Annotated in this window: 21 protein-coding genes; 12 read left to right on the top strand and 9 right to left on the bottom strand. The window is 56.6% G+C overall.

Annotated features, from left to right (window positions below):
* Positions 1-32 precede the first annotated feature (32 nt).
* Both AB1763_07285 and AB1763_07290 read left to right on the top strand, forming a co-directional pair.
* The gene (locus AB1763_07285) at positions 33-2,984 is read left to right on the top strand and encodes an HNH endonuclease (protein ID MEW5832620.1); all 2,952 of its coding nucleotides are present in this window, start codon (positions 33-35) and stop codon (positions 2,982-2,984) included.
* Positions 2,981-3,304 (top strand): thiamine-binding protein, encoded by a 324-nt coding sequence (locus tag AB1763_07290; GenBank protein ID MEW5832621.1) that lies wholly within the window; start codon positions 2,981-2,983, stop codon positions 3,302-3,304. The genes AB1763_07285 and AB1763_07290 overlap by 4 nt, the downstream gene beginning before the upstream one ends.
* Here AB1763_07290 and AB1763_07295 read toward each other — a convergent pair whose 3' ends face one another.
* The 7 genes from AB1763_07295 to AB1763_07325 all read right to left on the bottom strand — a co-directional run bounded on the left by AB1763_07295 (position 3,305) and on the right by AB1763_07325 (position 14,861).
* On the bottom strand, positions 3,305-5,884 hold the full coding sequence (locus AB1763_07295; protein ID MEW5832622.1) for a chemotaxis protein CheW: 2,580 nt from the start codon (positions 5,882-5,884) through the stop codon (positions 3,305-3,307).
* A 209-nt stretch (positions 5,885-6,093) separates the two neighbouring features.
* Positions 6,094-7,530: a protein adenylyltransferase SelO gene (locus tag AB1763_07300; GenBank protein ID MEW5832623.1), complete on the bottom strand. Its 1,437-nt coding sequence runs from the start codon at positions 7,528-7,530 to the stop codon at positions 6,094-6,096.
* Between the two features lie 61 nt (positions 7,531-7,591).
* Entirely contained in the window at positions 7,592-9,403 is a 1,812-nt protein-coding gene (locus tag AB1763_07305) for a hypothetical protein (protein MEW5832624.1), read from the bottom strand.
* Positions 9,404-11,113, bottom strand: coding sequence for an efflux RND transporter permease subunit (locus tag AB1763_07310; protein MEW5832625.1), 1,710 nt, complete (start codon positions 11,111-11,113; stop codon positions 9,404-9,406).
* Positions 11,113-12,699, bottom strand: a complete 1,587-nt coding sequence (locus AB1763_07315) for an efflux RND transporter permease subunit (protein ID MEW5832626.1) — start codon at positions 12,697-12,699, stop codon at positions 11,113-11,115. The genes AB1763_07310 and AB1763_07315 overlap by 1 nt, the downstream gene beginning before the upstream one ends.
* Before the next feature lie 9 nt (positions 12,700-12,708).
* Positions 12,709-13,494 (bottom strand): efflux RND transporter periplasmic adaptor subunit, encoded by a 786-nt coding sequence (locus tag AB1763_07320; protein MEW5832627.1) that lies wholly within the window; start codon positions 13,492-13,494, stop codon positions 12,709-12,711.
* Entirely contained in the window at positions 13,494-14,861 is a 1,368-nt protein-coding gene (locus AB1763_07325; GenBank protein MEW5832628.1) for a TolC family protein, read from the bottom strand. The genes AB1763_07320 and AB1763_07325 overlap by 1 nt, the downstream gene beginning before the upstream one ends.
* Before the next feature lie 202 nt (positions 14,862-15,063).
* Here AB1763_07325 and efp point away from each other — a divergent pair, with 202 nt between their 5' ends.
* The 5 genes from efp to AB1763_07350 all read left to right on the top strand — a co-directional run bounded on the left by efp (position 15,064) and on the right by AB1763_07350 (position 18,893).
* Complete coding sequence (gene efp / locus AB1763_07330) at positions 15,064-15,630, top strand: elongation factor P (GenBank protein ID MEW5832629.1); 567 nt, start codon at positions 15,064-15,066, stop codon at positions 15,628-15,630.
* Positions 15,631-15,741: 111 nt separating this feature from the next.
* Positions 15,742-16,305: a DJ-1 family glyoxalase III gene (locus AB1763_07335; GenBank protein ID MEW5832630.1), complete on the top strand. Its 564-nt coding sequence runs from the start codon at positions 15,742-15,744 to the stop codon at positions 16,303-16,305.
* Complete coding sequence (locus AB1763_07340; GenBank protein MEW5832631.1) at positions 16,292-17,038, top strand: DUF1566 domain-containing protein; 747 nt, start codon at positions 16,292-16,294, stop codon at positions 17,036-17,038. The genes AB1763_07335 and AB1763_07340 overlap by 14 nt, the downstream gene beginning before the upstream one ends.
* 106 nt (positions 17,039-17,144) lie before the next feature.
* Positions 17,145-18,440: a DEAD/DEAH box helicase gene (locus tag AB1763_07345; protein MEW5832632.1), complete on the top strand. Its 1,296-nt coding sequence runs from the start codon at positions 17,145-17,147 to the stop codon at positions 18,438-18,440.
* A gap of 6 nt (positions 18,441-18,446) precedes the next feature.
* A complete protein-coding gene (locus tag AB1763_07350) occupies positions 18,447-18,893 on the top strand; it encodes a YaiI/YqxD family protein (protein MEW5832633.1) in 447 nt (148 codons plus the stop codon).
* Here the strand turns inward: AB1763_07350 and AB1763_07355 are convergent.
* Together AB1763_07355 and AB1763_07360 are read right to left on the bottom strand one after the other, a co-directional pair.
* Positions 18,890-19,276 (bottom strand): PaaI family thioesterase, encoded by a 387-nt coding sequence (locus tag AB1763_07355; protein MEW5832634.1) that lies wholly within the window; start codon positions 19,274-19,276, stop codon positions 18,890-18,892. The two genes, AB1763_07350 and AB1763_07355, sit on opposite strands and share 4 nt — an antisense overlap.
* Positions 19,269-20,408, bottom strand: a complete 1,140-nt coding sequence (locus tag AB1763_07360) for a PLP-dependent aminotransferase family protein (GenBank protein ID MEW5832635.1) — start codon at positions 20,406-20,408, stop codon at positions 19,269-19,271. The genes AB1763_07355 and AB1763_07360 overlap by 8 nt, the downstream gene beginning before the upstream one ends.
* Before the next feature lie 120 nt (positions 20,409-20,528).
* Between AB1763_07360 and AB1763_07365 the strand changes: the two genes are divergently transcribed.
* From AB1763_07365 to AB1763_07385, 5 genes are all read left to right on the top strand, one after another.
* Positions 20,529-21,407 carry a GyrI-like domain-containing protein gene (locus tag AB1763_07365; GenBank protein ID MEW5832636.1) on the top strand — a complete coding sequence of 293 codons (879 nt, stop codon included), beginning with the start codon at positions 20,529-20,531 and terminating at the stop codon, positions 21,405-21,407.
* Between the two features lie 251 nt (positions 21,408-21,658).
* Positions 21,659-22,096, top strand: a complete 438-nt coding sequence (locus AB1763_07370; protein ID MEW5832637.1) for a MarR family transcriptional regulator — start codon at positions 21,659-21,661, stop codon at positions 22,094-22,096.
* Positions 22,093-23,508, top strand: a complete 1,416-nt coding sequence (locus AB1763_07375; GenBank protein ID MEW5832638.1) for an efflux transporter outer membrane subunit — start codon at positions 22,093-22,095, stop codon at positions 23,506-23,508. Before AB1763_07370 ends, AB1763_07375 begins: the two co-directional genes overlap by 4 nt.
* A 3-nt stretch (positions 23,509-23,511) precedes the next feature.
* Positions 23,512-25,617, top strand: a complete 2,106-nt coding sequence (locus AB1763_07380) for an FUSC family protein (GenBank protein MEW5832639.1) — start codon at positions 23,512-23,514, stop codon at positions 25,615-25,617.
* A complete protein-coding gene (locus AB1763_07385) occupies positions 25,617-25,817 on the top strand; it encodes a DUF1656 domain-containing protein (GenBank protein ID MEW5832640.1) in 201 nt (66 codons plus the stop codon). Before AB1763_07380 ends, AB1763_07385 begins: the two co-directional genes overlap by 1 nt.
* Positions 25,818-25,826: the final 9 nt, after the last annotated feature.

The raw sequence follows: 25,826 nt of genomic DNA on the forward strand, positions 1-25,826 counted from the left end.
ATAAAATACTTTTAAAATCGTGTGGAGTTTGAATGAGTACGGAAGAGATCGGGGCGATACTAAACGATAAAAAAAAGCTCCTCTCCGAAATCTATTTCGACCTTCAGGCGGCGTGTGAAGCCAAATACGGTCCCGATACCCTCGTCATTATCGAAGTGGGATCGTTTTTTGAAGTCTACGAGGTCAACAACGAGGAGATGAAGATCGGCAAGGCCAAAGAGGTCGCCGAGTTCCTCAACATCCAGCTCACCCGCAAAAACAAGACGATCCTCGAAAACAGCATCCAGAACCCGCTGCTGGCGGGGGTGCCTACGGTCTCGATCGAACGCTATCTTGCGCGGCTGGTGCAGTCGAAAAAATACACGATCGTCCTTGTGCGCCAGCAGGGCGAACCGCCGCATATCCGCCGCTATATCTCCAACATCATCTCTCCGGGTACGAACTTCGATTACATCGCCGAAGCGAGCGAAAACTACATCGCCTCGCTCCTGATCGATCAAAACCACGGCGTCTATTCGGTCGGGTACGCCGCGATCGACGTCGGGACGGGAAAAACCCTCATCAACGAGATACACGGCACCCGCGAAGACAAAACATATGCCTTGGACGAAGTGTTTACCCTCCTGCAAAGCTACCAGACCTCCGAAGTCGTCGTGACGTATTGCGACGATGCGATCGACGCCGAGGAGGTGTCACGCTATCTGGAGATCAATGCGCATCACCGCGCGAGCCTCAATGACAAACGGCTTCGGGTCGATTACCAGAACGAGCTCTTCGGACGTATCTACCAGATCCGCTCCCTGCTCAGCCCCATCGAGTATCTGGACCTGGAGCGTTTCCCGTACGCCTCCGAATCGCTGGGGGTGCTGATCAACGTGATTATCGATCACGATCACGCGATCATCGAAAAGATGAACCGTCCGACCTTTCTGGGAACGTCGCGCTACATGTATCTGGGGAACAACGCGGCCGAACAGCTGGGGATCATTTCGCGTGACGCGGACGAGATGACGCTGCTCAAACTGATCGACAAGACCTCTACGGCGATGGGAAAACGGCTGCTGCGCGAGCGGTTACTCAATCCGATCTGCGATCCGAAGCTCCTTGAAGAACGCTACGACCTGATCGAAAAAATGCAGCGCCATATCGCGCCGCTGGAGACAAAGCTCAAAGAGGTGTACGATCTTGAGCGGATACTGCGGCGGCTGAAGCTGGGAAAACTCCATCCCTACGAGCTGGCCTATTTTCATGCGTCGCTCACTGCGGCGGAGGCGTTGTTCGACGAGGCGAAAAAACTAGGCATCGCGTATGACAAATCAAGCGCTCAGGAGTGCGTACAGTGCGGCATCGAACTGCGCCGTGTCTTTGCCATCGAAACGTGTGCGAAGTTTCGGCGCGATCAGGTTGACGAGAACCTCTTCAACGAAGGGATCGATCCCGCCATCGATGCCCTCGAAGCGCTGCAGCGTGCCAACGAGGCAAAACTGCACGGCATCATCGAGCACATCGGTACTTTTTTCGAAGGAGAAGGGGGGCCGTATGCTTCCGTCGGATGGCTCGAGAGCGAGGGGTATCATCTGCTGATGACGCGCAACCGCTACGTGAGTGTGGAGGAGCAGCTCTATAACAGTTTTTTCACGCTGGAAGGGGAACACTACTTTTTCCGCGATTTTCAGGTTCGCAAGCTCAAAACGTCGGTGAAGCTCTCTTCGGCGCTGCTGGACGAACTCTCGATCGAGAACGCGGGAGCCAAATCGCGGATGCTCGCACAGGTACGCGAGCGCTACACCGAACAGCTGGAGCAGATCGAGCGGCGTTTTTCGCACGCGATAGAGCATCTGATCGGGTTTTTGGCGGTGCTGGACGTTGCTCTCAGCAGTGCGAAATGTGCCGCGCAGTACCGCTACGTCCGCCCCGAAATCGTCACCGATGGCAAAGAGGCCTTCATCGAGGCGGTGGGGCTGCGTCATCCTCTGATCGAATCGCGCGAGGAGAACGGGATATTCGTCCCCAACGACCTCTTTTTGGGCAAAGCGGGGAGCCAGTATTTCGATGAGCACACGACCATCGAGGCCAGCGGAGGCGAGGACGTCAAAGGGGTGTTGCTCTATGGGATCAACTCCAGCGGGAAGTCTTCGCTGATGAAAAGCATCGGCCTGGCCGTCGTGATGGCGCAGGCGGGGTTCTTCGTCCCGTGTGCGCAGCTGCGGTTCGCTCCCGTCGACAAGCTCCTCACCCGTATCGTCTCCAAAGACAACCTCTACAAAGGGCTCTCGACGTTTGCGGTGGAGATGCTGGAGTTGCGCAACATCTTCAACCGTGCGACCCCCAATACCCTGATCCTCGGCGATGAGATCAGCCACGGCACCGAAACCGAATCGGCGCTGGCCATCGTCGCCAGCGCGATCCTCAAACTCCGCGAGATCGGGAGCCTCTTCATCTTCGCAACGCATCTGCACCAGCTCTCAAGCTTGAACGAGATCCAGAAGGCCAAGGGGATCGTACTGCTGCACCTGGGGGTCTATTACGATGAAGCGGCCGACCGTCTCGTCTATGACCGCAAGCTCAAAAGCGGGAGCGGTTCGACGCTGTACGGTCTGGAGTTCGCCAAATCGCTTCATATGGACGAGACTTTCCTGAAAAAAGCGTACGAAATCCGCGGCCGGATCACCGACAAGACCCACGAGGCCTCGATGCTCAAACGGGAGAAAAAGAGCCGCTACAATACGAAGCTCTACCTCACCAAATGCGCATTGTGCGACGAGGCGGTTGACGAGGTACACCATATCATTCCGCAGGCGAACGCCGACGACGGCGGCGGGGTGGGGCATTTTGGCGTTAACCATCGCTACAACCTGATCCCGCTGTGTGCCAAGCATCACCGCCTCGTGCATGAGGGGAAAATCGCCGTTCACGGGTTTGTCATGAGCGAGGAGGGGCTGCGCCTGAGCTACAGCGAAAACACGTTAAAGGATGATCTATGAGCGTATTACTCGAATTCGCGATGTTTCCCACGAGCGACGAATGCCGCAAAGGTGCTTCGGTGTCCCATCAGGTGGCCAGGATTATCGATATGATCGACCGCTCCGGGCTGGCGTATCAGCTCACGCCGATGGGGACGATCGTCGAGTGCGCGAGCGTCAAAGAGGCGCTGGGAATCGTCGAAAAGGCGTACGAACGGCTCGAGGAGTGCGAGAGGGTTTATTCGACGATCAAGCTCGATATCCGCAAGGGGGAGCTCGGACGGCTGAAGGGGAAAATCGCATCGGTCGAAGAGAAGATCGGCCGCGAGGTGCGGCACTGATCAGGCCATTACGCGGCTGAGCGGACGGGAGTAGGGCTGTACGAGCTGAGCGTAGATTTTGGGAACGTCGATGATCGAGATCATCTCGTTGCCGAAATCCTCGGCGCGGTCGGGGATGATGACCGCTTTGGTCAGCGAGTTTTCGTTTTTGAGGACGTTGCTGTAATGGCTGATCGATCGCAGCGGTATTTCGGGGCTGCTGAAAATCGCATCGACGGCGAGCCCCAGATGGAGGAGCTGGCCGTCGATATCGGCTTTGACGACGATGATCGTATCGTGTTCCTTGTCGTATTTTTTCTCCATTCCCATCAATTTGGCGAGCGAAATGACGCTGACCATCCGTTTATCGAAACCGATCACGCCGAGGTTGTATTCGCTCGCGTGGAGGATCGGGGTCAGTTCCTGGTGCATGAGCGAGCAGACCACCTCTTTGGACTCGACCGCAAAGAGGGTGTTCCCGATAAAGAACGTCGAAATTTCGCACGTCTCCTCCAGCCCGCTGGGTTTGGGATAGACGTAAACGCGGCGCTGCGGCGTTTCTTCGTAGGCGAGGGCGCATTCGCCGATCGGGCGGAACAAGACGGCGATGACGTCGTTGCGGTATCCGTCGGTGTGTTTGTATTCGCGGTAACCGCTCGAACACGTCGCGCCTACCGCATAATACAACCCGTTATAGGCGATCATCTGGGCATGGCTTCGGCCGCAGGGAAGGTTGAGCAGCGATTCACCCAGTGCGATCGTGCTTCCCACCTCGATCGATGCGTCGGTGGAGGAAAGGACGCGCCCGCGCCGATCGACGAAGAGGGCGAACATTCCCTCTTTGATTTCCCCTTCTTCGTTTTTGGGAAGGATGTCGTCGAGCATGGCCTGAAATTGCGGTCTCGAATCGAAAACGATTCCGATGCCTCCGATACTCTCGCCGTTAAAATCGCGGATGCAGGCGTTGTAGACGTAAGTGTGGTCGTTGTCGTAAAACGGACTCGGTTCGAAATCCGAGACGATATACTCCTGCGTCGTCTGCAGGCGCAGGGCGTCGGATGCCCACGAGTGCCCCACTTTTCTCCCGACGTAATGTTCGTGCGCGCCGTTGGAAACGGCCTGGATCGTTCCGTCGCGGTCGTACACGAACATCGTCGCGTAGACCGTGTAGAGGGAGTTGATGTACTCTAGGATCGATCCCATTTTCGAACGCTCTTCGGACGAGAGGTCGCGTTGTGCCAAAGATTCGCGGAACGTCGTCGTCAGCGCCCACCAGCGGCAGTCGTTGGCCCGTTCGTAAAGGTTGCGGTCCATAATGTCGATTGCCAGGGAGGACTGGAACCGGAGGTCTTCGAGATAGCGCTCCAGCATCGCGGTGTTAAGGTTGGTGACGGTTTGCTCGAATACTTTTTTGGTCTCCTCGCCTGTTTTGGAGATTTCGCCCAGCAGCGCTTTGGTAAACGGGTTCTCCTTGTTCGACGCATTGGCGATCTGGACGTTGCCGTTCCACACGGTAATGTCGAGTTCGGTCTGGATCTTTTTGGCTTTGTCGAGGATCTCTTTGAGCTCCTGCGGGAAGTATTCGGTCGTATTGGCGACCTTTTCGAACATCGGGTCGTTCGAGAGGGACGAGTGCGACGACGAACGGAACGCAAGGTGCATCGGGACCATCGCGTGGCCGATCCAGCCGGGTCCCGTGTATCCCTGGTATCCGGTCGTCAAGACCGCTTTGTAAAGGTATTCGAACCCCGCGTAATAGGTCTGGTGGGTCGGCGAATTCTGCGCTTCGAGGTGTGATCCGACGGGAACGTGATAGGGTGAGGACGATGCGATGACGCTGCCGTTTTGATCGAGCAGCTCCAGGGCGATGTAGGGGTTTTCGCGCGTCAGTTTATGAAAAATGCTCCGCAGTTCGTCCTCGAACCGGAAAACGAGGCACAAGACCCCCAGCGCTTCGTCGGTGTCGGGATCGCTGACGCGGTACGAATAGATCAGCGAAGGGCGGTTATGGGTCAGGTCGCTGGGGCGGAAGGTCTCGACGTATCCCTGATGGGTCTGCAGCGATTCGTGCAGCAGGGGGTCTTTGGTCGCGCCGATGGGGTTGTCGTGATCCAGCTGCACCAGCACGCGCCCTTTGGTATCGAGCAGGATGATGTTCTCGTAGACGCTGTATTTGGCGACGTATTCGGCGAAACGCTGCGTAAGGGCCTCTTTTTTCTCCATTTTCAGCTGGCGCAGTTCATCGGAGATCGAAAGCTCGGCCATTTTCAGGAACTGCAGGTAATGGCGGATATCGTCGTCGGTACAGAGAAAACCGATATCGGCGGTTCGCTCAAACAGGTTGCGGATCAGGATGTCGATCGCCGACTGCGCTTTGGACGAGAGCTCGTCAAGGCTCTTGTTAAACGTCTCCTGGATCAATCGGACCAGCGGCTCGTCAAGCAGGTCTTCGAACGCTTTGCGCGTTTCGCTGGTGTCCATTCCGATGTTGGACATGCTTCCCAGCAGGGTCAGCAGGTCCCATTTGTCGGAAAGGGAACTCATATTTTTTTCAAAATTCTGGACATCGGACATGTAGCCGATGAGGTGGTCGCGGTGCATCAAAACTCCTCGTTATTTTGCTGCGACAGTATAAAAGGCAATCAGGATGAATAAGCCGCCGTATTGATTAATTATTAGACAGTTTTGTGATTATTACACTGCGGTTACGGTCAAAACGGTTGTGTTGGATGCGTCGCATCGGTGGGGTCGCGGGTTTTCGCGCAAAGCAAAACCCGCCTGATGAGAAAATAACCAGTCGTGAAGGACGATTACGACGAACAGCTCAGTTTGAGGTTTGTCAGGGGATGGGGGGTAGGGTGCGCGTAACGTTCGAAGCGGGGGTGTTCGCCATACGGGTCGCGCGCGAGGACCAGCAGGTCGTCGACGAGCGAAAAATCTTCTTTGCGGGCTTGGTCGATCGCTTCTTGGAGGATGTGGTTTTTCAGAACGTATTTAGGATTGGTGCGGAGCATCTCCTGATGCCGTTGCGCCGTCGTTTTGCGGTTGTCGGCGAGTCTGGCCTCGTAGACATCGAGCCACTCTTCCAGCACCTCTGGAGTGAGGCTGAGGGCAAGTAACGCCTCGCGCTCCCCGTCAAAACGGCTGAGGGTACGGAAAAACGGGGTCATGTCAACCCGACCGCTCTCGAGTACGCGAAACAGAGACCTGAAGAGCTCGGGATCGTCTTCACGGGGTTCTTCGAGCCCCAGCTTGGCACGCAGGAGCTCCGTTAACTTGGCGCTGAACCATCCGGCGTAGCGCTGCAGCTGTTCTTCGAGTTTCGCCTGCGGTATCAGGGGAGAGAGGGCGAGGGCGAGGCGCTGGAGATTCCACAAGCCGATTCCGGGCTGGCTGTCGTAGCTGTATCGCCCGTAGGTATCGGTATGATTGCAGACGTAGCCGCTTTCGAACGTATCCATAAACGCGAAGGGGCCGTAATCGATCGTGATCCCCGCCGCCGACATGTTGTCGGTATTCATGACGCCGTGGTTGAATCCGACCGATTGCCACCGTGCGATCAGTTCGGCGGTGCGTCGGACGATTTCGCCGAACATCGCAACGTAGGGCTCCGGGCCGTGTGCGAGTTCGGGGAACGATTCGTTCAGCAAAAAATCGGCAAGTTTTTCAAGCTCGGCATGGCGGTTCGAGTGAAAAAAATACTCGAAGCTCCCGAACCGTATCCACGAAGGGGCCATTCTCATCACGATGGCCCCTGTCTCCCACCGCTCCCTGGCTACCGGCTCATCAGAGGTGATTATGGCCAGGGCGCGGGACGTGGGAATCCCCAGACCCGCCATTGCTTCGCTCATGAGGTATTCCCGGATGGAAGAGCGCAAAACGGCCCTTCCGTCCCCCTGACGGGAATAGAGGGTTTGCCCCGAACCTTTGAGCTGAAGGTTCCATCCCCCGGTTTTACCCAGGTTGATCGCGCGGCCGTCGCCCAGTCGCGGAACGTAGTGGCCGAACTGGTGCCCGGCGTAACACATTGCGTAATATCGGCCGCCCTTGGGGAGTAACCGGCCGTTGAGGAGCGATACGAGTTCTGCCGCTTCCAGGGTATCGGGCGAGAGCCCCAGCAGGCGCGCCGAATCGGGATTATAGCTGAGGAGCCTCGCGTTTTTGAGCGGGGAAGGGGTTGTCTCATGGTAAAAAATCGGACCGAGATCCAGATACGGGGCGGTCAAAACGAGATCGGATAATTTCATGCAAGAGTTTTACCCCAAAAAGATAAAACTACGAGCCGCTTTTGAAACGAGATGAACCGTTTTAGGATTCAATGAAGAGTTGCTTTTCGTCCCCTTCGAGCCGCAAACGGATGTGCGTCGCTTTGCCCTGCGGGGTTAGGGCGTATTCCTCGGAAGTTTTGGAATCGATGAAACTTACCCGTGTATGGCCGTCGTAGACTCCGTGGTGGGTGATGGTCGCATGCAGGTCCGCCTCGTAGAGTTTATCGAGCTCCGCGCGCAGGGCGTTGAGCCGTTCGTTTTCGTCGTTGAGCCGTTCTTCTTCCTGCTTGAGGTTATCGGCTTCCATCCGGTACTGCTGAAGCCGGATGATATCGGCGCGCATGGGCGCGGTACCGCTTTGGACGGCGTCTTTGATCCGTTGCTGGAACACTTTGATCCGGGAACTTTTCTCTTTAAAGGCGACCTCTTTGGCGATGAACTCTTTGCTTTGCTGCTGTAGACGGGAGGTTTTCGTGCGGATCTCGAGCTCGAGGGATTCGGTTTTGTCGTGGTAGGTTTCGATCGCCTGCGGGTTGATGATCAGGTTGTTGCCGTCCCCCTCGATCGTCTCGACCGTAATCGATTCGAGAGCGGTGATTTTCGCGTTCGAATAGAGGGTCTCGACTTCGACGACGCGGCCGACGATCTCTCCCCCCACCATTTTTTTGACGCGGACGATGTCGGCTTCGACTTTTCCGATTTCGAGAATCTCGATAACCGCTTCTTTGGCCTTGAGATTTCCCCGGTGCAGATGGATGTTGGCCGTTTCGGTCGCCTGAATCTCCGATTTTTTGTGCGTCTGGGCACCGATGTGAAGTTCGCACGCCTGGATTTTCGCATTCGCCCCGACAGTACCGCTCACTTTGAGTTTCTGGACGTCGATGTTGACTCCCGTGCCGACGGAATCTTCGGTCGCCTCTTTCTTTTTGATGCTCAGTGAAATCTCTTTGTCGGTTCCCGCTTCAATCGAACCGGTTTTACGCATGGAAGCCGCTTCGATCTGAAGCTCCTGGGAGATGCTGAAAACCCCTTGTTTGCGCTGGAGGTATCCCGATACCCGGGCAAAAAAGCGGATACTCCCTTCGTCTTGTTCGGCAACGATCGTATCGTCGTCGATCAGGATGAGGCCCGCATGGCGTACGAGCGGTTCGGGCATGGCGATGTGCTGCCCGTCGCATCCTCTGCCGTCCAACCCGTTTTTGGGAAGGATGTATTCGAGCAGGAGGTCTCCGGGGTGAACCCCCTCGATCATGCTGTTGTTTTTGCGGAGATTTTTGTAGTGGAGAATCACCTTGTCATCCACCGGCGTAACGGGAGGATAAAACTCTCCGACAGGGAGACGGTAAGGGGCGCTTAGCCCCCCTTCTTTCTGGAGCTTCAGGAGGAGGCGGTTGACCTCTTTGTCCAGATTCTGTTCGTACAGTCCGATCAGGAATCCGTGGCGGAGCTGGCGGTTCCGAATCGCTTCCTTGATCCAGTCCTGGACCCCTTTTTTGAGCGGAATGACCGATTTGGGGTCGATGATGGCGACGACTTTGCTTTTGTATTTGTCGCTGGCAAGGCTGAAGCGGAGATTGAGAAACGGATGGGGTTTGACTTCGCGGATGCGTACCTGATACTCCTGCCGGAGCAAAAAGGTACTCGAACGGATCTCTACCTCGGTTGTTTCGGTCAGGAGGTCTTTGCCTTTCAGCAACTGCCACTCTTCGTCCACCGTCCCCTGATAATAGGTCGTGTAAGAGAGGAGGTCGAAGTCGAAACCGTCGGCCGATATGCCTTGTTCGTTCGCCACTTCGAGCAGCGTGTTCATGACGTTATCGGTAAGTTTGACGACCGGTGAAAAGGTAGACAATCAAGGCTCCATAATCGAAACTGCTTTGCGCTCCTTGAAATCGAAATGGCGTTCAAGATCGGAATTGTCGATCAAAACGGGTACGACGACCAAGGATGCGATGACTGCCGCTATTGTACCAAAAATAAGCGAAACGCCAAGCCCCCCGAAGACCGCATCGCTGGCGAGTAGCGTCGATGCGAGAATGATCGCCGCCGCGGTGAGGAAAATCGGCTTGGCGCGGGTCGCCGTCGCGTAGGCGATCGCCTCTTTTTTGTGCATCCCTTTGTCGACCATGAGCGATTTGGTAAAGTCGATCAGCAGGAGCGAGTTGCGTGAACTGATCCCGATCAGGGCGATGAAACCGATCAGCGACGTGGCCGTCAGGAAGAAAGTGTCGGCGGTGAAGAGATCGACGATCCCGTGCCCGACGATAACACCGATGATCGAGAGAAAACTTCCCAGCAGCACGATTCCGCTGAGGACGAAGCTTTTGTAATAGACCACCATCAGCAAAAAGATGAGTACCAGCGCCGCGATAAAGGCTCCGCCCAGATCGACGAAGGTATCGAGGGTGACCTCCATCTCTCCGTCCCAGAGCAGTTCGTAGATTTTCCCCGTTTTTTTGTCGGTCAGTTCGAGGTTGAACAGCCCGATTTTGCGGATCTCGTATTCGTCGTCAAACGTTTCGAGGATCATGTTGCGCGCATCCATCAGGGGATAGACCTGCGACACCATGTCGGTTTCGGCCAGGACGTTCGTCATCTGGTGGAGGTTTTTGGACATGATCATCGGGTTGGATTTGACCGGGACGATTTCCACCACTTCGGTGATGGGGACCATCATCCCCATCTGGTTCATCAGTTTGAGCCCCGCGAGTTTGTATTCGATCGCCGTTTTGTCGCGTGAGGCAAACTTTTTTCCCTCGGGTGTCAACGTCAGGAAAATCGGGATCTGGTCGGTCGCTTTCTGGGAATTCTTGACCGCGACCCCCATCCCTTCGAACGCGAGGTACAACACGTCGTTGACGTGTTTGACGTCAAGTCCCGAAAGGCTGATCTTGTCGGTGTTAACCCGCACTTCGAACTTGTCGTAGATCTCGTCTTGCATGATGTCGATGTCGACGAGCCCTTCGGTTTGTTTGAAGACTCCTTTGACCCGTTCGGCGAGGTGGCGGATCCCCTGCGCATCGTTTCCGTAGATTTCGGCGACAACTGCGGCCATGGTCGGAGGACCCGCGGGAGGTTCGATGAATTTGATGCTGGTCCCCGGATAGAGGTTTTCACACTGTTTGACGATCACCGGACGAAGCCGTTGCACCATCATGTAAGAGGGTTCGTCGCGGTCGTGTTTTTTGGTCAGGTTGACGACGATTTCGGAGACGTTCTCGCTGTTTTTAAAGTGCGATCCCTTGATGAGTCCCGCGAAATCGAGCGGCGAACCGGTTCCGAGGAACACTTCGGCATCCAGCGCCTCGGGCTCGTTTTGCAATACCCCCACCACGCATTCGCTTACTTGGCGGGTCTGTTCGATCGAACTGCCTCCGGGGAGGTCGACGTAGACGCTGTAGGTGTCGTTGTTTTTCCCCGGCAGCATTTTGGCCAGAACAAGTTCGGTGGGGATCAGCGCGACCGAAAAGACGAACGCCCCGAGCGTTCCCCACAGCACCTTTTTCTTTTTGGCGGGGTCGTTGAGGATGGAGAGCAGATAATTTTCAAATTTTTTATACATCAGTGAGCCTCTGCGTGGTGGTCGGGTTTTTTAAGAAGCCGCACGGCAAGGTACGGGGTGAAAATATAGGCGACAAACAGCGAAGCGATCAGCGCAACGGGGACGTTGGCGGGGATCGGTTTCATGAACTGCCCCATCATCTGCCCGACAAACGCCATCGGTACCATCGTGAGGATAATCGCCAGCGTCGCGATGTTCGTCGGTGCGCCGATCTCGTCGGTGGCCTCGATCATCAGCTCGTCGGCGTCCTGATCGGCGGCGTGCGCGGAGTGGAAATGGCGATGGATGTTTTCGATGACGATGATCGCCGCATCCACCAGCAGCCCCAGCGAGAGCAAAAACGCAAAGAGGGTGATCCGGTTGACCGTCTGCCCCGTGATGTAGGCGATGAAAAGGGTGATCGCGAGGATCGCCGGGACGGTGAAGGTGACGATCAGCGATTCGCGCCATCCCAGGACGAAGATGAGGAGGATGGCGATGATGACGATCGAGAGGATCAGGTGAAAGACCAGCTCGTTGACCGCTTCGTTGGCCCGTTCGCCGTCGTTGCGGGTGATGACGTAGCTGATCCCCTCTTTTTTCATCTGTTCTTTGTATTTTTCGAGTTCCTCTTTGACCGAATCGGCGATCACGACCGCGTTGGTCCCCTGAAGCTTCGAGACGGTGAGGGTGACCTGGTCTTTGAGCGGCGAAAATTTCCCCTCTTCGCCGCGCACGGTGACGAGTGCCGATTTAAAGTTCTGGATATCGCTTCCGGCGGTCACGGTGGCCACGTCGCGCAGGTAGATGGCCGAACCGCCGTATTGGGCGACGATGATGTTGCCAACGTCGTCGATGTTTTCGATCGCGTTGCGGACCCCGATCATCACGATTTCGTTGCTCTGGGTTTTCCCTTTGATCTCGGGGACGTTGTAGGCCAGTGACTGCGTTGCCTGGACGATCTGCCCCAGCGAGAGGTTGTAGCCGGCGAGGCGGTTCATGTCTACCAGGACGTTGAACTGGTGTTTTTTGGCCCCTTTGATGTCGGTGACCGCGACGTTGGGGAGGCCGTTGATGTGATGCTGGATCGCTTTGACGTGATCGTAAAGGACGGTCGGGTCCATTTTCGGGTCGTTCGCGTAGAAGGCGACCGAAAGGACGGGGATGTCGACGTCGATATCCAGCGGCTTGATGATCGGCTGCATCGCCCCTTTGGGGAGGATGCTCATGTTTTGCATGATCTTGTCGTAGATTTTGAGGTTCGAGTCCTCTTTTTCCTCGCCGATGTAGAAGGCCGCGTTGATCACCGCGACATTGTCCATCGCCATCCCGTGGATGTGCTCGATCCCCTTGACCTCTTTGAGCTTGCGTTCGAGCGGCTTGACGATGACGTTTTCGACTTCGCTGGCGGTGGCTCCGGGGAGGGCGATGATGACGGTAGAACCGCTGACGACCATCTGGGGATTCTCTTCGCGCGGCATAAGCATCAGGGCGATGTAGCCGATGACGAGGAGAAAAATTCCCAGAATGGGGGTCAGGGGATTGCGGATGAACCCTTTGGCGAGTTTACCGGCAATGTCTTTGGGCTGGTAGGCGTTCGGTTGCATGGCTACCCCTTACTGGATCTCGACGGTAGCGTACATACCCGGGTAGACGGTTTGTTTGGCCGAAAACGATACCTTGATGCGGAACGTGTGGGTCATCGGATTGGAGCTTGGGATGATCGCGCTGACCTTTCCGATACCGGTGTACCCGACCGAGGGGATTGATACTTTGACCCGTTTGCCCACGGGAACGAGCTTGAGGTTGTTTTCGGCGACTTCAACCTCGATTTTGAGCGAGTTCAGATCGGCCAGAACGATGGCGGGCATCCCGGGCATCGCCATTTCTCCCACTTTGATGTTTTTGGAGATGACGACCCCGCTGTTGGGAGCGGTGATGCGGAGGTAGTTGTACTGGTTGTTGACCTCTTTGAGGCGTGCTTTGGCCTGATTGACCTGGCGCTCGGCGATCGCGATCATGTTCTGGAGGTTTTTCTTGGAAAGTTCGAGGTTTTCGACCTCGTATTTACTCACCATGTCTTGCTGCAAAAGGCGTTTGTTACGTTCGAGATTCAACTCGAGGTTGGCGTATTGGTTCTGATACATTTGGAGCGAAAGTTCCGCCTGGGCGATCCCCAGCTCGACCTGTGTTTTGGCCGAATCGATCTCGCGTGAATCGATCGTATAGAGGAGCTGTCCTTTGGAAACGCGGGAGCCTTCGGAGACGTTCACGCTCGTCACGAAGCCCATGTTACGGCTCGTGATCATTTTCTGGTTGTCGCTGATGACGCTTCCCGAAAGGTTCAGTCCCGCGGCGGCGAGGGAAGAGGCGAGGGCGATGGTGGTGATGAGAAATTTCATTATTTGACTCCGTTGCTAAGTTTTTCGAGGGCGAAGATACGTTCGTTGCGCTGGTTTTTGACCATTTGAAGGTTCAATATCTTTTCAATCTGCTGGGACTGTTTGACGATGACGTCGCTCATCGACGCGAGGTGCTCGTGATAACGCCCTTCGTAATTGCGGTAAATCTGGCTGGCGAGTTCGAGCTCTTTTTCAAGGCTCTTGACCTGCGCGTTGAGGCTTTCGATTTCGGTGCGGATCTTGTCGTATTGCAGGGCGATTCCCTTACGGGCCAGTTCGACCTGCGTTTTCGTTTTCAGCCGTTCGATCCGGGCTTTTTCCAGCGAAGCGCCGTCGACGCCTCCGTTAAAGAGATTCCACGTCAGACGCGCTCCGAAGGTATAGCCTTTGTGGTCTCCAAAATCTCCGCCGAACGTGTCGTCCGCGGTGGCGGTTTCGGCAAAAGCACCGATCTGGGGCAGGAAAGGAGCATACGCCAGATCGACCATGCTTTCGCGCACTTCGAGCCCTTTGGACGCTTTCTGGAGGTCGATGTTGTTGGCGAGTACGTCGTCTTCGCCGACGGCGGAAGCGGGATAGTCGCTGCGGGGAAGTTCGATTTCATTCACGTCGCGGTTGAGGAGAAAACTGATGTAATGGTACAGCAGTTTTTTGTTTGCTTCCATTTCGCTCAAGCTCCGTTCGACGTTCGCTTTTTTCGCCTGCACTTCGAGAAGGTCCACTTTTTTGGCGTACCCTTCGGTGATCATCATCTGGGTCGTCCGCTCGAGGGTTGCGATGTTGTCGCGGATGATGCTCATGTGGTCGATGCTGTTTTGCAGCAGTGCCATGTCGTAATAGCTTTTGCGCAGCTCGTAGCTCTTTTCGGTTTTCACCTGCTCGGCGTCGAGTTTTTTGATTTTTTCCATTTTTTCGGCGATGTCGCCGTACGCGCTGAGTTTTCCTCCGGTATAGACCGGAAGCATGTAGGTGAGTTTGGTCTGGAAATAGTTATGGTAACCCGGATAGTTCAGGTGCTTGGGAGGCTTGGTGTACAGATCGGGCGCACCGGCCATCTGGTTGGCGACGAACTCGTCGGCGCTGAAATCCCCGAACGTCGCTTCGCGGGAGCTGAGTTTGAAGCCGAAAACGTTGCTGGGGTCGTTGGAACGGCTGAACGTCTGGGTCAGGTCGAGTGAACCGAAGTGGTAGCCGCGGGCGATGTCGACGTCGGTCTCGGCGGTTTTGGCATCGAGATCGGCCGTTTTGATTTCGAGGTTTTGTTTGTGCAGAATATCGAGCGCTTCGCCCAGGCTCAGCCCCGCCGCCTGCAGGTGGCAGGAGGTAAGCAGCAGCGATGCGGACAGGATACGGGATAGTACTGACATAAAGGTCATCCTTGTAACTATTTGTGTTAATAATCAAATGTATAAGTATTATTATACACGTTTGCGTATTGGATCAAACTAAAATCCGGGCGGAACAAACCGCTCAAGCGGATGAATAGTGTACCATAAGTTACACTTTGTTTGAAATTCGTCGCCGTTTCGGGTAAAATTCGCCCACAAAAGAATCGCAAGGAATCAGAAAATGGCAACAATCGGCATGGGTGATATCAAAAAGGGCGTGCGTCTGGAAATCGACGGCAACCCGTTCAAAGTCGTCGAATTTCAACACGTCAAACCGGGTAAAGGGGCGGCGTTCGTCCGTATGAAAGTCAAAAACTTCAAAAACGGCAAAGTGATCGAAAAAACGGTTCACGCCGGTGATAAATTCGAAGTGCCGAACATGGCGCACAAAACGATGCAGTTCCTCTACGACGACGGCGAAATGCTTCAGTTCATGGATAACGAAAGCTACGAACAGCTCGGTCTGACTTACGATCAGTGCGAAGAGGCGATGAAGTGGATCAAAGACGGTACGAACGTCCAGATGGTTTTCCACAACAACGAAGCGATCAGCGTCGACGCCCCTGAAATCATGGAACTCAAAATCGTCGAAACTCCGCCGAACTTCAAAGGAGATACCTCCAGCGCCTCCAAAAAACCGGCCACCCTCGAAACGGGTGCGGTCGTTCAGGTCCCTTACCACGTTTTGGAAGGCGATATCATCAAAGTCAACACCGTCGAGGGCGAATACCTCGAAAAAGTGAAATAACTTCCCTTTTTTCCTTCTTCACAGCGGGGCTTGACCCCGTAACTTTCTTTTTGTATCATTCACTACTATTATCTGAAGAGATCAGCCACTCCAGCCGACAAAGGACCTCCCATGCCCAAAGTATTAGTTCCCCTTGCCGAAGGGTTCGAAGAGATCGAAGCCATTAGCGTTGTCGACGTGATGCGGCGCGCGGGGATCGAAGTCGTTTTGGGTTCCCTGGATGAAAGGACGAACGTGAAAGGGGCCCACGGCATTCACGTTCAGGCCGATCAGAGTATCAAAGGGATTCATGCGGACGACCTCGACATGATCGTACTCCCCGGAGGATGGGGCGGTACGAAAGCCCTCGCGGCCGATGAACAGGTGCAGGCGCTGCTCAAAGCGATGGACGCGAAAGAAAAAGGGATCGGGGCGATCTGCGCCGCACCGTTCGCCCTCGAAGCGGCAGGAGTGCTCAAAGAGGGCTATACCTGTTACCCCGGCATCGAAGAAGAGATCAAAACGGGGGGATTTACCGCCCGCAGCGATGTGGTCACGAGCGGGAACGTCATGACGTCGCGCGGCCCTGGGACGGCGATTTGCTTCGGTTTGGCCATCGTCAAAAAACTGGTCGGGCGCGAGGCGTGCGAGAAATTGCGCAACGGTCTGCTGGCGGGTTACTGTGCGGATTGTTAATGTCGGCTGGGTACTCGGCATTGCCCTGTGCGCCCAGGCTGAAAACCGTTTTTCTCCGACCGAAACCCTGACGCAGGAAGAGGCGGTCAAATACTGCCGGGAACTCGGACCGGGCTGGAGAGCGATGGAGATCGGCGAACTTTTCGCACTGCCCTCGGGGGCCCCTTTGGGCGAAAACTTCAGCTACTGGTCGGCAAACCAGGGGCCCTCGGATGAGACGATCATCGGCAGCGGCAGCGAAGGGGACGGCGGGATCATCGCGACGGTGGGATACGCTTTTTATCCCAAAGAGCGCAACATCACCCTCTCTCCGCCTACGAAACGGATCGCCGCCGCCTGTACCGATGCCCCGAAAACCGTTCGAAAACGCGATTACGCTCTGACGCCCGAAGGGACGCTGGATCGTGACAACGCTTTGCTGTGGCATGCGTTCGACGCGACCGACAAGCGGGTCAAGTATACGTTCGACAAAGCCGAAGAGATGTGTTCAAACCTTTCCCTGCATAACCGTAGCTGGCGTCTTCCGACCCTTGACGAACTTTACGGAATCGTCGATTATGCCCGGTTCCGCCCAACGGTCGACATGAAATTTTTCGGTCCGATGATGCACCGTTATTACTGGACATCCGACACGCTCAACGCGCAGGAAGCGTATGTCGTCGGTTTCAAACTCGGTTCGGTCGCCACCGTCCCCAAAAGCGAAGAAGCCCACGTCCGGTGTGTGAGCGAATAGCTCACAAATCGGGTATAATACGTTTTAATAAACGGAAAATCCGTAAAGCTCTCTGATCTCTGCACTCGTTCTCCGCTTTCAAACACCTAAAGGAAACCAAACCTCAATGTCATTTACCGAACTCAATCTCTCCGCACCGATTCTCAAAGCGGTCTTGGAAGAAGGATACACTACCCCGACGCCCGTACAGGCCCAGGCGATCCCCTACATTCTGGAGGGCCGGGACATGCTCGCCGGAGCCCAGACGGGGACCGGCAAAACGGCGGGTTTTACCCTGCCGATGCTCGAACTCCTCTCTCGCAATCCGCTCAAGGGGCCGCGCCGCGTCCGGGTCCTGATCCTCACTCCGACGCGCGAACTCGCCGCACAGGTCGGCGAGAGCGTCAAAACCTACGGTAAATACCTCCCGTTCAAAAGTGCCGTTATTTTCGGCGGTGTCGGGATACAACCCCAGATCACCACGCTTCGTAACGGTGTCGATATCCTCGTCGCCACCCCCGGACGGCTGCTCGATCACGTTTCGCAGGGGACGGTCGATCTGCGTCATGTCGAGATGTTCGTTCTCGACGAAGCCGACCGGATGCTCGACATGGGATTTATCAAGGATATCCGCCGTGTCATCGCGATCCTGCCGGCCAAAAAACAGAATCTCCTCTTTTCAGCGACCTATTCCGATGAGATCAAAAAGTTGTGTGAATCGATTCTCCGCAATCCGGCGGTCGTCGAAGTGGCGCGCCGCAACACCTCGAGCGAACTGGTCCGCCAAAGCGTCATCCTCGTCGACTGCAAGCGCAAAAGCGCGCTGCTGGGGAAACTGATCGCCGACAACCGATGGGAACAGGTCCTCGTTTTCACCCGCACCAAGCACCAGGCGAACAAGCTCTCCGAGTATCTCCAAAAAATCGGGATCACCGCCGCCGCGATCCACGGCAACAAAAGCCAGGGTGCCCGTACCAAGGCGCTGGCCGATTTCAAAAGCGGCGCGGTGAAAATCCTCGTTGCGACCGATATCGCCGCACGGGGTCTGGACATCGACCAGCTCCCCCACGTCGTCAACCTCGAACTTCCCAACATCGCCGAAGACTACGTCCACCGGATCGGCCGTACCGGACGGGCGGGGAACGCCGGAGAAGCGGTATCGCTCGTGTGCGTCGATGAATACGATTACCTCAAGGGGATCGAAAAACTGATCAACCGCAAACTCGACCGCACCATCATCGAAGGGTTCGAACCCGATCCATCGATCAAAGCCGAGCCGATCCAGCAAGGACGCGGCGGCGGGGGAGGACGTGGCAACGCCCCTCGCTCCAAACCCCGTGGGGATAAGCCGCAAGGCGGACACAGAGAACCCCAGAAACGCGAATCCCGCACCCATCACGGCGAAAGCCGCCGGGGACACTAACGGATTATGAAAATCCTCGTCGACGCCGATGCGTTTCCGAACGCTCTTAAAGAGATTCTCCTGCGTGCAGTGCTGAAGCGTCAGATCACCACCGTTTTTATCGCTAACAAACGGATCGGTATCCCCGATGCACATCATGTCTCTATGGAGGTGGTCGCGCAGGGACCGGACGAGGCCGATCACCGGATCGCCGAACTGTGCGAATGCAACGATCTCGTCATCACCGCAGACATCCCTCTGGCCGACCGGATCGTGACCAAAGGGGCCGTCGCCCTCGACCCGCGCGGCACGATCTACGATGAGAACAACGTCAAACACCTGCTGGCGATGCGCAACCTGATGGAGGAACTCCGCAACGCGGGGGAGATCACCGGAGGGCCCAGTGCCATCGGGGAAAAAACGGTGAGAGCGTTTGCGGACGGACTGAACAAACTGCTTTCAAAACCGCGCTAGTTTTTTTTCTCTTCCAACACCGCATACGTCCCCGTCGCGAACGCGACGAGGTTCTCTCCGTCGTGAAGTTCGATGGTGACGAACGACGTCTTTTTTCCCTGACGGATCACCTTTGCAAGCGCGCGCAGATGGCTTCCCGCGGCGGGCTTGAGGTAGTTGATCTTGATCTCCATCGTGACCGAAGTGAAGCCCTCGGGGAGGTTGGAGACGGCGGCGTACCACCCCGTGTTGTCCATCAGCGTCGAGATGACCCCGCCGTGGATGAACCCGAGGTGCTGCAGATGGCAAGGCATGGTGGAAAGCTCGACCTCGGCGCTCCCCGGCTCGTAGCGGATCAGCTTGCCGCCGATGTGCTCCAGAAACGGGAATTTGATCTCATGCATACCGTTTTTCCTTTTGATGTTTGTATTTTTCATAGGTGTCGGCGATGATTTTTATTCCCCGACGCATCTGCTCCGGGGTAGTCCCTGAAAAATTGAACCGTGCCTCCGGACTGACGGGAGCGCCGGGATAGAACTCTCCGCCGGGGACGAACACGGCTCCTTGTTTCAGGCACTCCATCGCGAGTTCCTTCGCATCGACCCACTCGGGGAAACTGCCGTAGATGAACATCCCCCCTTTAGGCTTCGTGAAGCGAAAATCGCCGAGCTGCGTTTGCAGCTCAGAAGCCATGGTGTCGCATTTGGCTTTGTAGGTTGCGCGGACGGTGCGGAGATGTCTGCCGAAGCGCCCGCTTTCCCAGAAACGCTCCGCCAGCAGCTGTGAGAGCGTCGAGGTGTGCAGGTCGGAGCGCTCTTTGAGGGCCAGTATCGGCGCAAGGAGCGCCGCGTCGCCGCGGATCCACCCTAGACGCAATCCCGGAGCCAGCGTTTTCGAGAACGATCCGACATGGAGGGTGTGATGGGGTGCGTACAGTGCCATCGGAGCGAGGCGCTCTTCAAAAAACAGTTCCATGTACGCACCGTCTTCAACGATGATCCCATCATGGCGGATGGCAATCCGCGCCAGTTCTTCGCGCTGTGAGAGCGAATAGCTGGTCCCTGTAGGGTTCTGGAAATCGCACATGACATAGGCCCGCTTGGTGATGGCGAAGCGTCGTTCAAAAGCGTCGATGTCGAGTCCTTGTTCTTTCAACGCTACGGGGCTGAGCGAGCACCCGTTGGCGCTGAAGGCGTTGAGCGCGCCGAGGTAGGCGGGTTCTTCGACAACGGTGCCGAAGCGGAAATAGACGCGGCTGATCAGGTCGAGCGCCTGCTGCGCCCCCGTCGTGATCAAAATCTCTTCGGGTTTGGTTTCCAATCCCATGGCAGTGTAATACGAAGCCAGCTTTTCGCGAAGCGGCAGGATACCCGCGCTGAGAGAATACTGCAAGGATGCGGGGGAGGCGAACACATCGGCCGCGGCCTTTTGCATCGCATCGAGCGGAAAGAGGCTCTCATCGGGGAGCCCCCCGGCAAACGATACCGTATCGCTTCCGATAACTTCGAGAATTTCCCGGATGAACGAGCGTTTCATGGATGATCCTTTTTTTTTCCGCCATTGTAGAGGAATCGCGTTTTTTATTCTTTATCCAAAGTATCAAAAAAATTATCCAAAATAATAATTATTTTTATTTAATTGTGCTAATATTGTTGCATGAAGCGGGAAACAAAATATCTTCATTCAGAGATTGTCAACGCCGTCCTCTCCTACATCTATCTGCACATCGATACCGATCTCAACGCCGCCGAACTGGCGCGCCGAGAGAGTTTGAGCGTCCACCACCTGCAGCGGATATTCAAGGAGGAGACGGGGGAAAACCTCTACGAGACGATCAAATCGATCCGCCTCCAGAAGGCGGCCAGCCTCCTGCTGACCAACAAGTACGCGACCGTCTCCGAGATCGCCCGGATGTGCGGTTACAGTTCGCAGACCTCGTTCATCAAAGCGTTTCGGGAGCGGTTCCGCACGACGCCGAAGGTGTGGAAAAGCGGTGCGTATCTGACGTATTCCGAAAAAATCCTTGCGGCCTCTCCCTACGGCGCGCAGGAGCGCGATTTTTCCGGGACGATCCCCCGCATCGTGAAGGCCCCCCCGATCTACGCCGCCTACATACGCCACCGGGGCTACAACATCTCGATTAAGAACAGCTGGAACCGCCTGAGGGCCTGGAGCTTTGAGAGCGGCCTATCCGAGAGTGCCCGCCAGATCGGGTTTCACCACGACAATCCGACGATTACCCCTCTGGAAGAGTGCGCCTACATCGCCGCGGTTGAGGTAGAGGCGGGAAAATACCCCTCCCACGGGTCGGTCGCTTTTTTCGAAATCCCCGCGTCGCTGTGCGCCGTCTTCCGGATCCGGGGGCAATACGGGGACGTTCTGCATTTCATGCGCTACGTCTACCACGTGTGGCTCCCCGAGAGCGGATTCGAGACCAAAACGCTTCCCGCCTATGCGGTCTACCACAAAAACCATTTTCTCGATCCCTCAGGGGAGTTTGATCTGGAGTTTTATCTTCCCGTCACGCTGTTGTGAATTAGAAACGCGGCCGGAGCAAAGCACCGACCGCTACGCTGGCCGCTATGGCACATGTAGCGAAAGCGGAAAGCCTAACGAAGTGCAGGCAAACGCTTGCCTCTGTCGAGGCAGATTGATTCAACTGTTTTTTACACATAGATAACAAAATCGACCGTACAAAATAAGATTATAAATATAATAGTTATTATAATAAGTATTTAAGGCGTATCGCTCTACACTTCCGCCAATTTTTACGGAGGAGGGATACGATGAGTTTCGAATCGGACAATTCGGTCGCGTTTTTGATCGCCAAAACACGCAATATTCTCAAAAACGAACTCGAAAAAGGGCTCAAGCCCTACGGCCTCACCTATGCCCAGCGGGTCATCCTGATCCGGCTGTGCGAAAAAGACGGTCTGACTCAAAAAGAGCTGGCGCAGGACACCTATTTCGAGCAGTCGAACATGACGCTGATGCTCGACAAGCTCGAACTCAAAGGGCTGATCGTCCGTGAGCCCAAAGAGAACGACCGCCGCGCTTATCTCGTGCGGATCACCCCCAAAGGGCGCGAACTCTATGAGGACCTCGTCGCTCTGGGCGACGCGATGATCGAAAAAGCGTTCTGCGGGATTACCCCCTTCCAGAAAGAGGAGCTTTCCCGCGTTCTTCAAACCATCTACGAGAATCTTCAAAGCCCGAAATCATGAACCCCCTACCTCTTTTAGGGCTGGTAGCGGCCCTCGTGCTCCTCGGCGGGTGCGTCCCCAAAACCGATACGGCCACGCCGCTTTCGCTCGCCGAGGTCAATGCCGCTCTCGAACGCGAGCTGAGCGATTTTGACAAACAAACCCTGAACAAAGAGTGGTGGAAGGGGTTCGGCGATCCGCAGCTGAACGCGATCATGGCCGAAGCGCAAGAGCACGCCCCGAGCCTCAAAAGCATCCAGGCCCGCTACGCGCAGGCCGAAAGTATCATCCGCTCCGTAGAGTCGCGCAATCTGCCGGGCGTTTCGGCCGACGCCGGGGTTTTGAGGGAACGGTTCAGCGAAAACCATATTTTCCCCGCCCCGCTGGGGGGAAGCACGAATACCCTCTATCACCCTTCGCTGGGGCTGCGGTACGATTTTGATTTCTGGAATGCCCGGGAGTCGCGGATCAATGCGGCCAAACACGGCGCGTACGCGCAGAAAGCGTATCTCGCCGCCTCGAAGCTGGCACTTGCGGGGGCGATCTGCGAGACCTATCTGGCGTGGCACTACGACGAGGAGAAGGCCGGCGTGCTGCGTGCGCTGGAGCAGACGGCGACAGAGGAACTCTCCATAGTCCGCCGCCGGTACGCCCTGGGGCTGTGCACCGGAACGGAGGTGCGCGAAAGCGAACAAAAACTGACCCGCATCCATCAGCGCCTCGCGGCGCAGGGGGGCCTGATAGAGGGGCGGAAAAAAAGCCTCTGCGTCCTCGCCGGGTTCCTCCCCTCGCGCGTTTCGCAGCTCAAACCTCCCGCCGTTTCGGAGCATTTCCGCGCGCCGCTCCCCAAAGAGATCGTCCTGAACCTCCTCTCGCGCCGCCCCGACATCGCGATCGCCAAATACACGCTCCTCTCCAAGGGATACGGAATCGAGCACGCCAGGGCGCAGTTTTATCCCAACATCGTCCTATCTGCAAATCTGGGGTTTACGTCGTTCGAGCGCTCGAGTCTGTTCGAATATGCCTCGGCCACCCCCGGGATTGGGATTGCCCTTTCCTTGCCGCTGTTTGACGGGGGGGAGCGGGAGGCGAACCTTCAGAATGCCGCGAGCGACTACAACGCGTCGGTCTACGAGTACAACGACGCGGTGATCCGCGCCGCGAACGAGGTGGTGGGGCTGCTCAAGCAGTCGGCGTGGCTGGAGGAGCAGATTCGCTTTCATCACGAGGAGCTCGTTTCACGCGGGATGAATGAAAAAAGCGCGCGCAAACAGCATCTTCTGGGACTCAGCGACAAACTCCCCGTACTGGAGCGCAAATGCGAGGTGCTGGAGGGGGAACTGGGGGCGCTGGAACTTGCAAACGTCAAAGCATCCTTGCAGATCGCACTGGTACGCTCCCTGGGCGGCGGCTACCGCGAGGGGAAGGAGTAGGGCATGAGAGTGTTGGCCCGAACCTCGGCTTCCTACCGCCTTTTTGGGCGCGCATTCGCCGAGTGGCGCGTGCAGGACGCCCCCGTCCTGATCTACATGGTCAAGGCGGCCCTCGCGGGACTGCTGGCGCTGTCGGTCTCGATGATCCTGAACCTCCCCGATCCCCGGACGGCGATCTTCACGTCGTTTATCGTGATGCAGCCCCAGAGCGGGCCGGTGTTTTCGAAAAGCTATTACCGGATCCTGGGGACGGTGGCGGGGGTGGCCGTATCGCTCGCGCTGATGGGGATGTTCGCGCAGGAGAGGGGGTGGTTCATCGCCCTCTTTGCCCTGTGGATCGCGATCACGACCGCCGCGGGGCTCAAATACCGCAATTTCCAGTCGTACGGGTTCGTCCTCGCCGGATACACGGTGTGCATCGTCGCGCTTCCGGTCATCGAGATGCCGCTGCAGGTGTTCGAGATTGCGACGTCGCGGTTTTCGGAGGTGCTGGTGGGGATCTTGTGCGCGACGCTCATCAGCGACCTGATTTTCCCCCGCCACCTCTCCGATTCGCTCCTTGCCGCAGAGCGGGAGCGGTTCGGCGGCGTCCTTAAAAGCCTCTCAAACCCCGATGCGCTGCTGTGCGGAGAAGCCGCCACGGGGCGTTTTGCCAGCGGGGTCGTGGGGCTCAACGCGACGCAGGTCAACACCGCGTTCGAGGGGAAAAACGACCGCAGGATGCGCCAGCTCTACCAGCATCTCAATATGTCCTACATGAACCTCTCGACGACGTACCATTCGCTCCGGACCCTCCTTTCGCGCCACAGCGGCCAGGGACGGCTTTCGGAGGGGATAGGGAGGGTCTACGCGCCCGTTGCCGCCGCACTGGCGGAGTTGCCGCAAATGGCTCTGGAGAGCGAGGACCTCTTTGAAGCGATATCGGCTCTCGAAGCGCTCAGGGCTTCGCAGGAGGAGCGGATCGAAACACAGCGCAGCACGATGGACGCCGGGGAACTGGAACGGTTCGATGCGGCCTCGCACCTGCTGCGTCGGCTGCTGAACGAACTGCACCACTATTGCGTTACCTACCTCTCGCTGCTGCGTCACCGCCGGTTCGGGGATGCATCGCAGGAGCTGAGCCGGACGGTCCGTTTCAAGAGCCACACCGATCCGCTCCTCGTCGCCCTTGCCGCACTCCGCGGGGCGTCGGTGCTGCTGGCCGGAATGGCACTGTGGATTTTGAGCGGATGGGCGCTGGCACCCCAGAGCATCATGCTCTCGGTCGTCATCACGCTGCTGATCGCGACGCTCCCCAATCCCCTTGATACGGTCATCAACTTTTTCAAGGGGGGGATCGCGGCGATCGCGTTTGCGGCGCTGTACGATTTTTACCTGATCCCGCGGTTCGCTTCGGATCTGTTCAGCCTGTGCCTGATCCTTTTTCCCCTGCTGGCGCTGTTGGCATGGTGGACGACGCGCCCAAAATGGGGCGGTTTTTCGCTCGGATTTATTTTTATGTTCATGTACCAGACCGCCCTGGATCCCTATTACAAAATGACGGCGACCTTTTTTCTCGAGAACGCCCTGGCCAACCTGATCGGGATCGTTCTGGCGGGGCTGGCGTATTATCTGATCAACTTCTGGTCGCTTGCCTGGACGCAGCGGCGGATCGCCTCGGCGCTGCGCCGCCAGATCGTTTTGCTGTGCGACGGGGAGCTGAACGTCCAGCGCACGACGCTCGAGAGTACGGCCAGAGACATGGTGCAGCAGTTTTCGACCCACGGACGGCTGAATGAGCGCTCCGGTGCACGGGTGTTCGAATGGCTCCTCTCGACCCTCGAAATCGGCCGCGGGGTGATCGCCATCCGAAGACAACTCGAACGGGGGAGGGTGCCGGACGATTCGGCGCGCAGGGCGCTCGAAGCGCTCCGCGCCTATTTTTCGGCTGCGTCGGAAGCTGAATACGCGGTCCTCACGCGGCGTCTGGACGTAGCGCTGCACGAGCTGCACGAAGCGCTGCAAAGCGAAACGGCTTCCGAAAGGGTCCGGAGGCTGCGCGATGAGCTCTCCCTGATCCGGCTTTTGGTGTCGGAACAAGAAGCCCTACCCATCCTCAAGGAGCAATGATGCCGCTGGATATTACGCTGTTCGGGATTCAGATGCCCACGCTGCTCCCCGTATTTTTCGTCACGGCGCTGTTTCAGATACTCATTGACCGCGTTTTCGCCGATACGGGGGTCTACCGCCACGTCTGGCACCCCGGGCTGTTTCGGACGGCGGTGTTCGTCTGTTTGTTCGCGATCCCCTGTATCGCCATTTACCGTTAAGGAATCTGT

The sequence above is a fragment of the Campylobacterota bacterium genome, from assembly GCA_040752835.1.
In the GTDB taxonomy this organism is placed as follows: domain Bacteria; phylum Campylobacterota; class Campylobacteria; order Campylobacterales; family Sulfurimonadaceae; genus Sulfuricurvum.

What these genes read in the sequence shown, in the direction of transcription:
- AB1763_07285 (MEW5832620.1), top strand. Translation starts at nt 33, where the DNA reads ATGAGTACGGAAGAGATCGGGGCGATACTAAACGATAAAAAAAAGCTC.
- AB1763_07290 (MEW5832621.1), top strand. Translation starts at nt 2,981, where the DNA reads ATGAGCGTATTACTCGAATTCGCGATGTTTCCCACGAGCGACGAATGC.
- AB1763_07295 (MEW5832622.1), bottom strand. Translation starts at nt 5,884, where the DNA reads ATGCACCGCGACCACCTCATCGGCTACATGTCCGATGTCCAGAATTTT.
- AB1763_07300 (MEW5832623.1), bottom strand. Translation starts at nt 7,530, where the DNA reads ATGAAATTATCCGATCTCGTTTTGACCGCCCCGTATCTGGATCTCGGT.
- AB1763_07310 (MEW5832625.1), bottom strand. Translation starts at nt 11,113, where the DNA reads ATGTATAAAAAATTTGAAAATTATCTGCTCTCCATCCTCAACGACCCC.
- AB1763_07315 (MEW5832626.1), bottom strand. Translation starts at nt 12,699, where the DNA reads ATGCAACCGAACGCCTACCAGCCCAAAGACATTGCCGGTAAACTCGCC.
- AB1763_07320 (MEW5832627.1), bottom strand. Translation starts at nt 13,494, where the DNA reads ATGAAATTTCTCATCACCACCATCGCCCTCGCCTCTTCCCTCGCCGCC.
- AB1763_07325 (MEW5832628.1), bottom strand. Translation starts at nt 14,861, where the DNA reads ATGTCAGTACTATCCCGTATCCTGTCCGCATCGCTGCTGCTTACCTCC.
- efp (MEW5832629.1), top strand. Translation starts at nt 15,064, where the DNA reads ATGGCAACAATCGGCATGGGTGATATCAAAAAGGGCGTGCGTCTGGAA.
- AB1763_07335 (MEW5832630.1), top strand. Translation starts at nt 15,742, where the DNA reads ATGCCCAAAGTATTAGTTCCCCTTGCCGAAGGGTTCGAAGAGATCGAA.
- AB1763_07345 (MEW5832632.1), top strand. Translation starts at nt 17,145, where the DNA reads ATGTCATTTACCGAACTCAATCTCTCCGCACCGATTCTCAAAGCGGTC.
- AB1763_07350 (MEW5832633.1), top strand. Translation starts at nt 18,447, where the DNA reads ATGAAAATCCTCGTCGACGCCGATGCGTTTCCGAACGCTCTTAAAGAG.
- AB1763_07355 (MEW5832634.1), bottom strand. Translation starts at nt 19,276, where the DNA reads ATGCATGAGATCAAATTCCCGTTTCTGGAGCACATCGGCGGCAAGCTG.
- AB1763_07360 (MEW5832635.1), bottom strand. Translation starts at nt 20,408, where the DNA reads ATGAAACGCTCGTTCATCCGGGAAATTCTCGAAGTTATCGGAAGCGAT.
- AB1763_07365 (MEW5832636.1), top strand. Translation starts at nt 20,529, where the DNA reads ATGAAGCGGGAAACAAAATATCTTCATTCAGAGATTGTCAACGCCGTC.
- AB1763_07370 (MEW5832637.1), top strand. Translation starts at nt 21,659, where the DNA reads ATGAGTTTCGAATCGGACAATTCGGTCGCGTTTTTGATCGCCAAAACA.
- AB1763_07375 (MEW5832638.1), top strand. Translation starts at nt 22,093, where the DNA reads ATGAACCCCCTACCTCTTTTAGGGCTGGTAGCGGCCCTCGTGCTCCTC.
- AB1763_07380 (MEW5832639.1), top strand. Translation starts at nt 23,512, where the DNA reads ATGAGAGTGTTGGCCCGAACCTCGGCTTCCTACCGCCTTTTTGGGCGC.
- AB1763_07385 (MEW5832640.1), top strand. Translation starts at nt 25,617, where the DNA reads ATGCCGCTGGATATTACGCTGTTCGGGATTCAGATGCCCACGCTGCTC.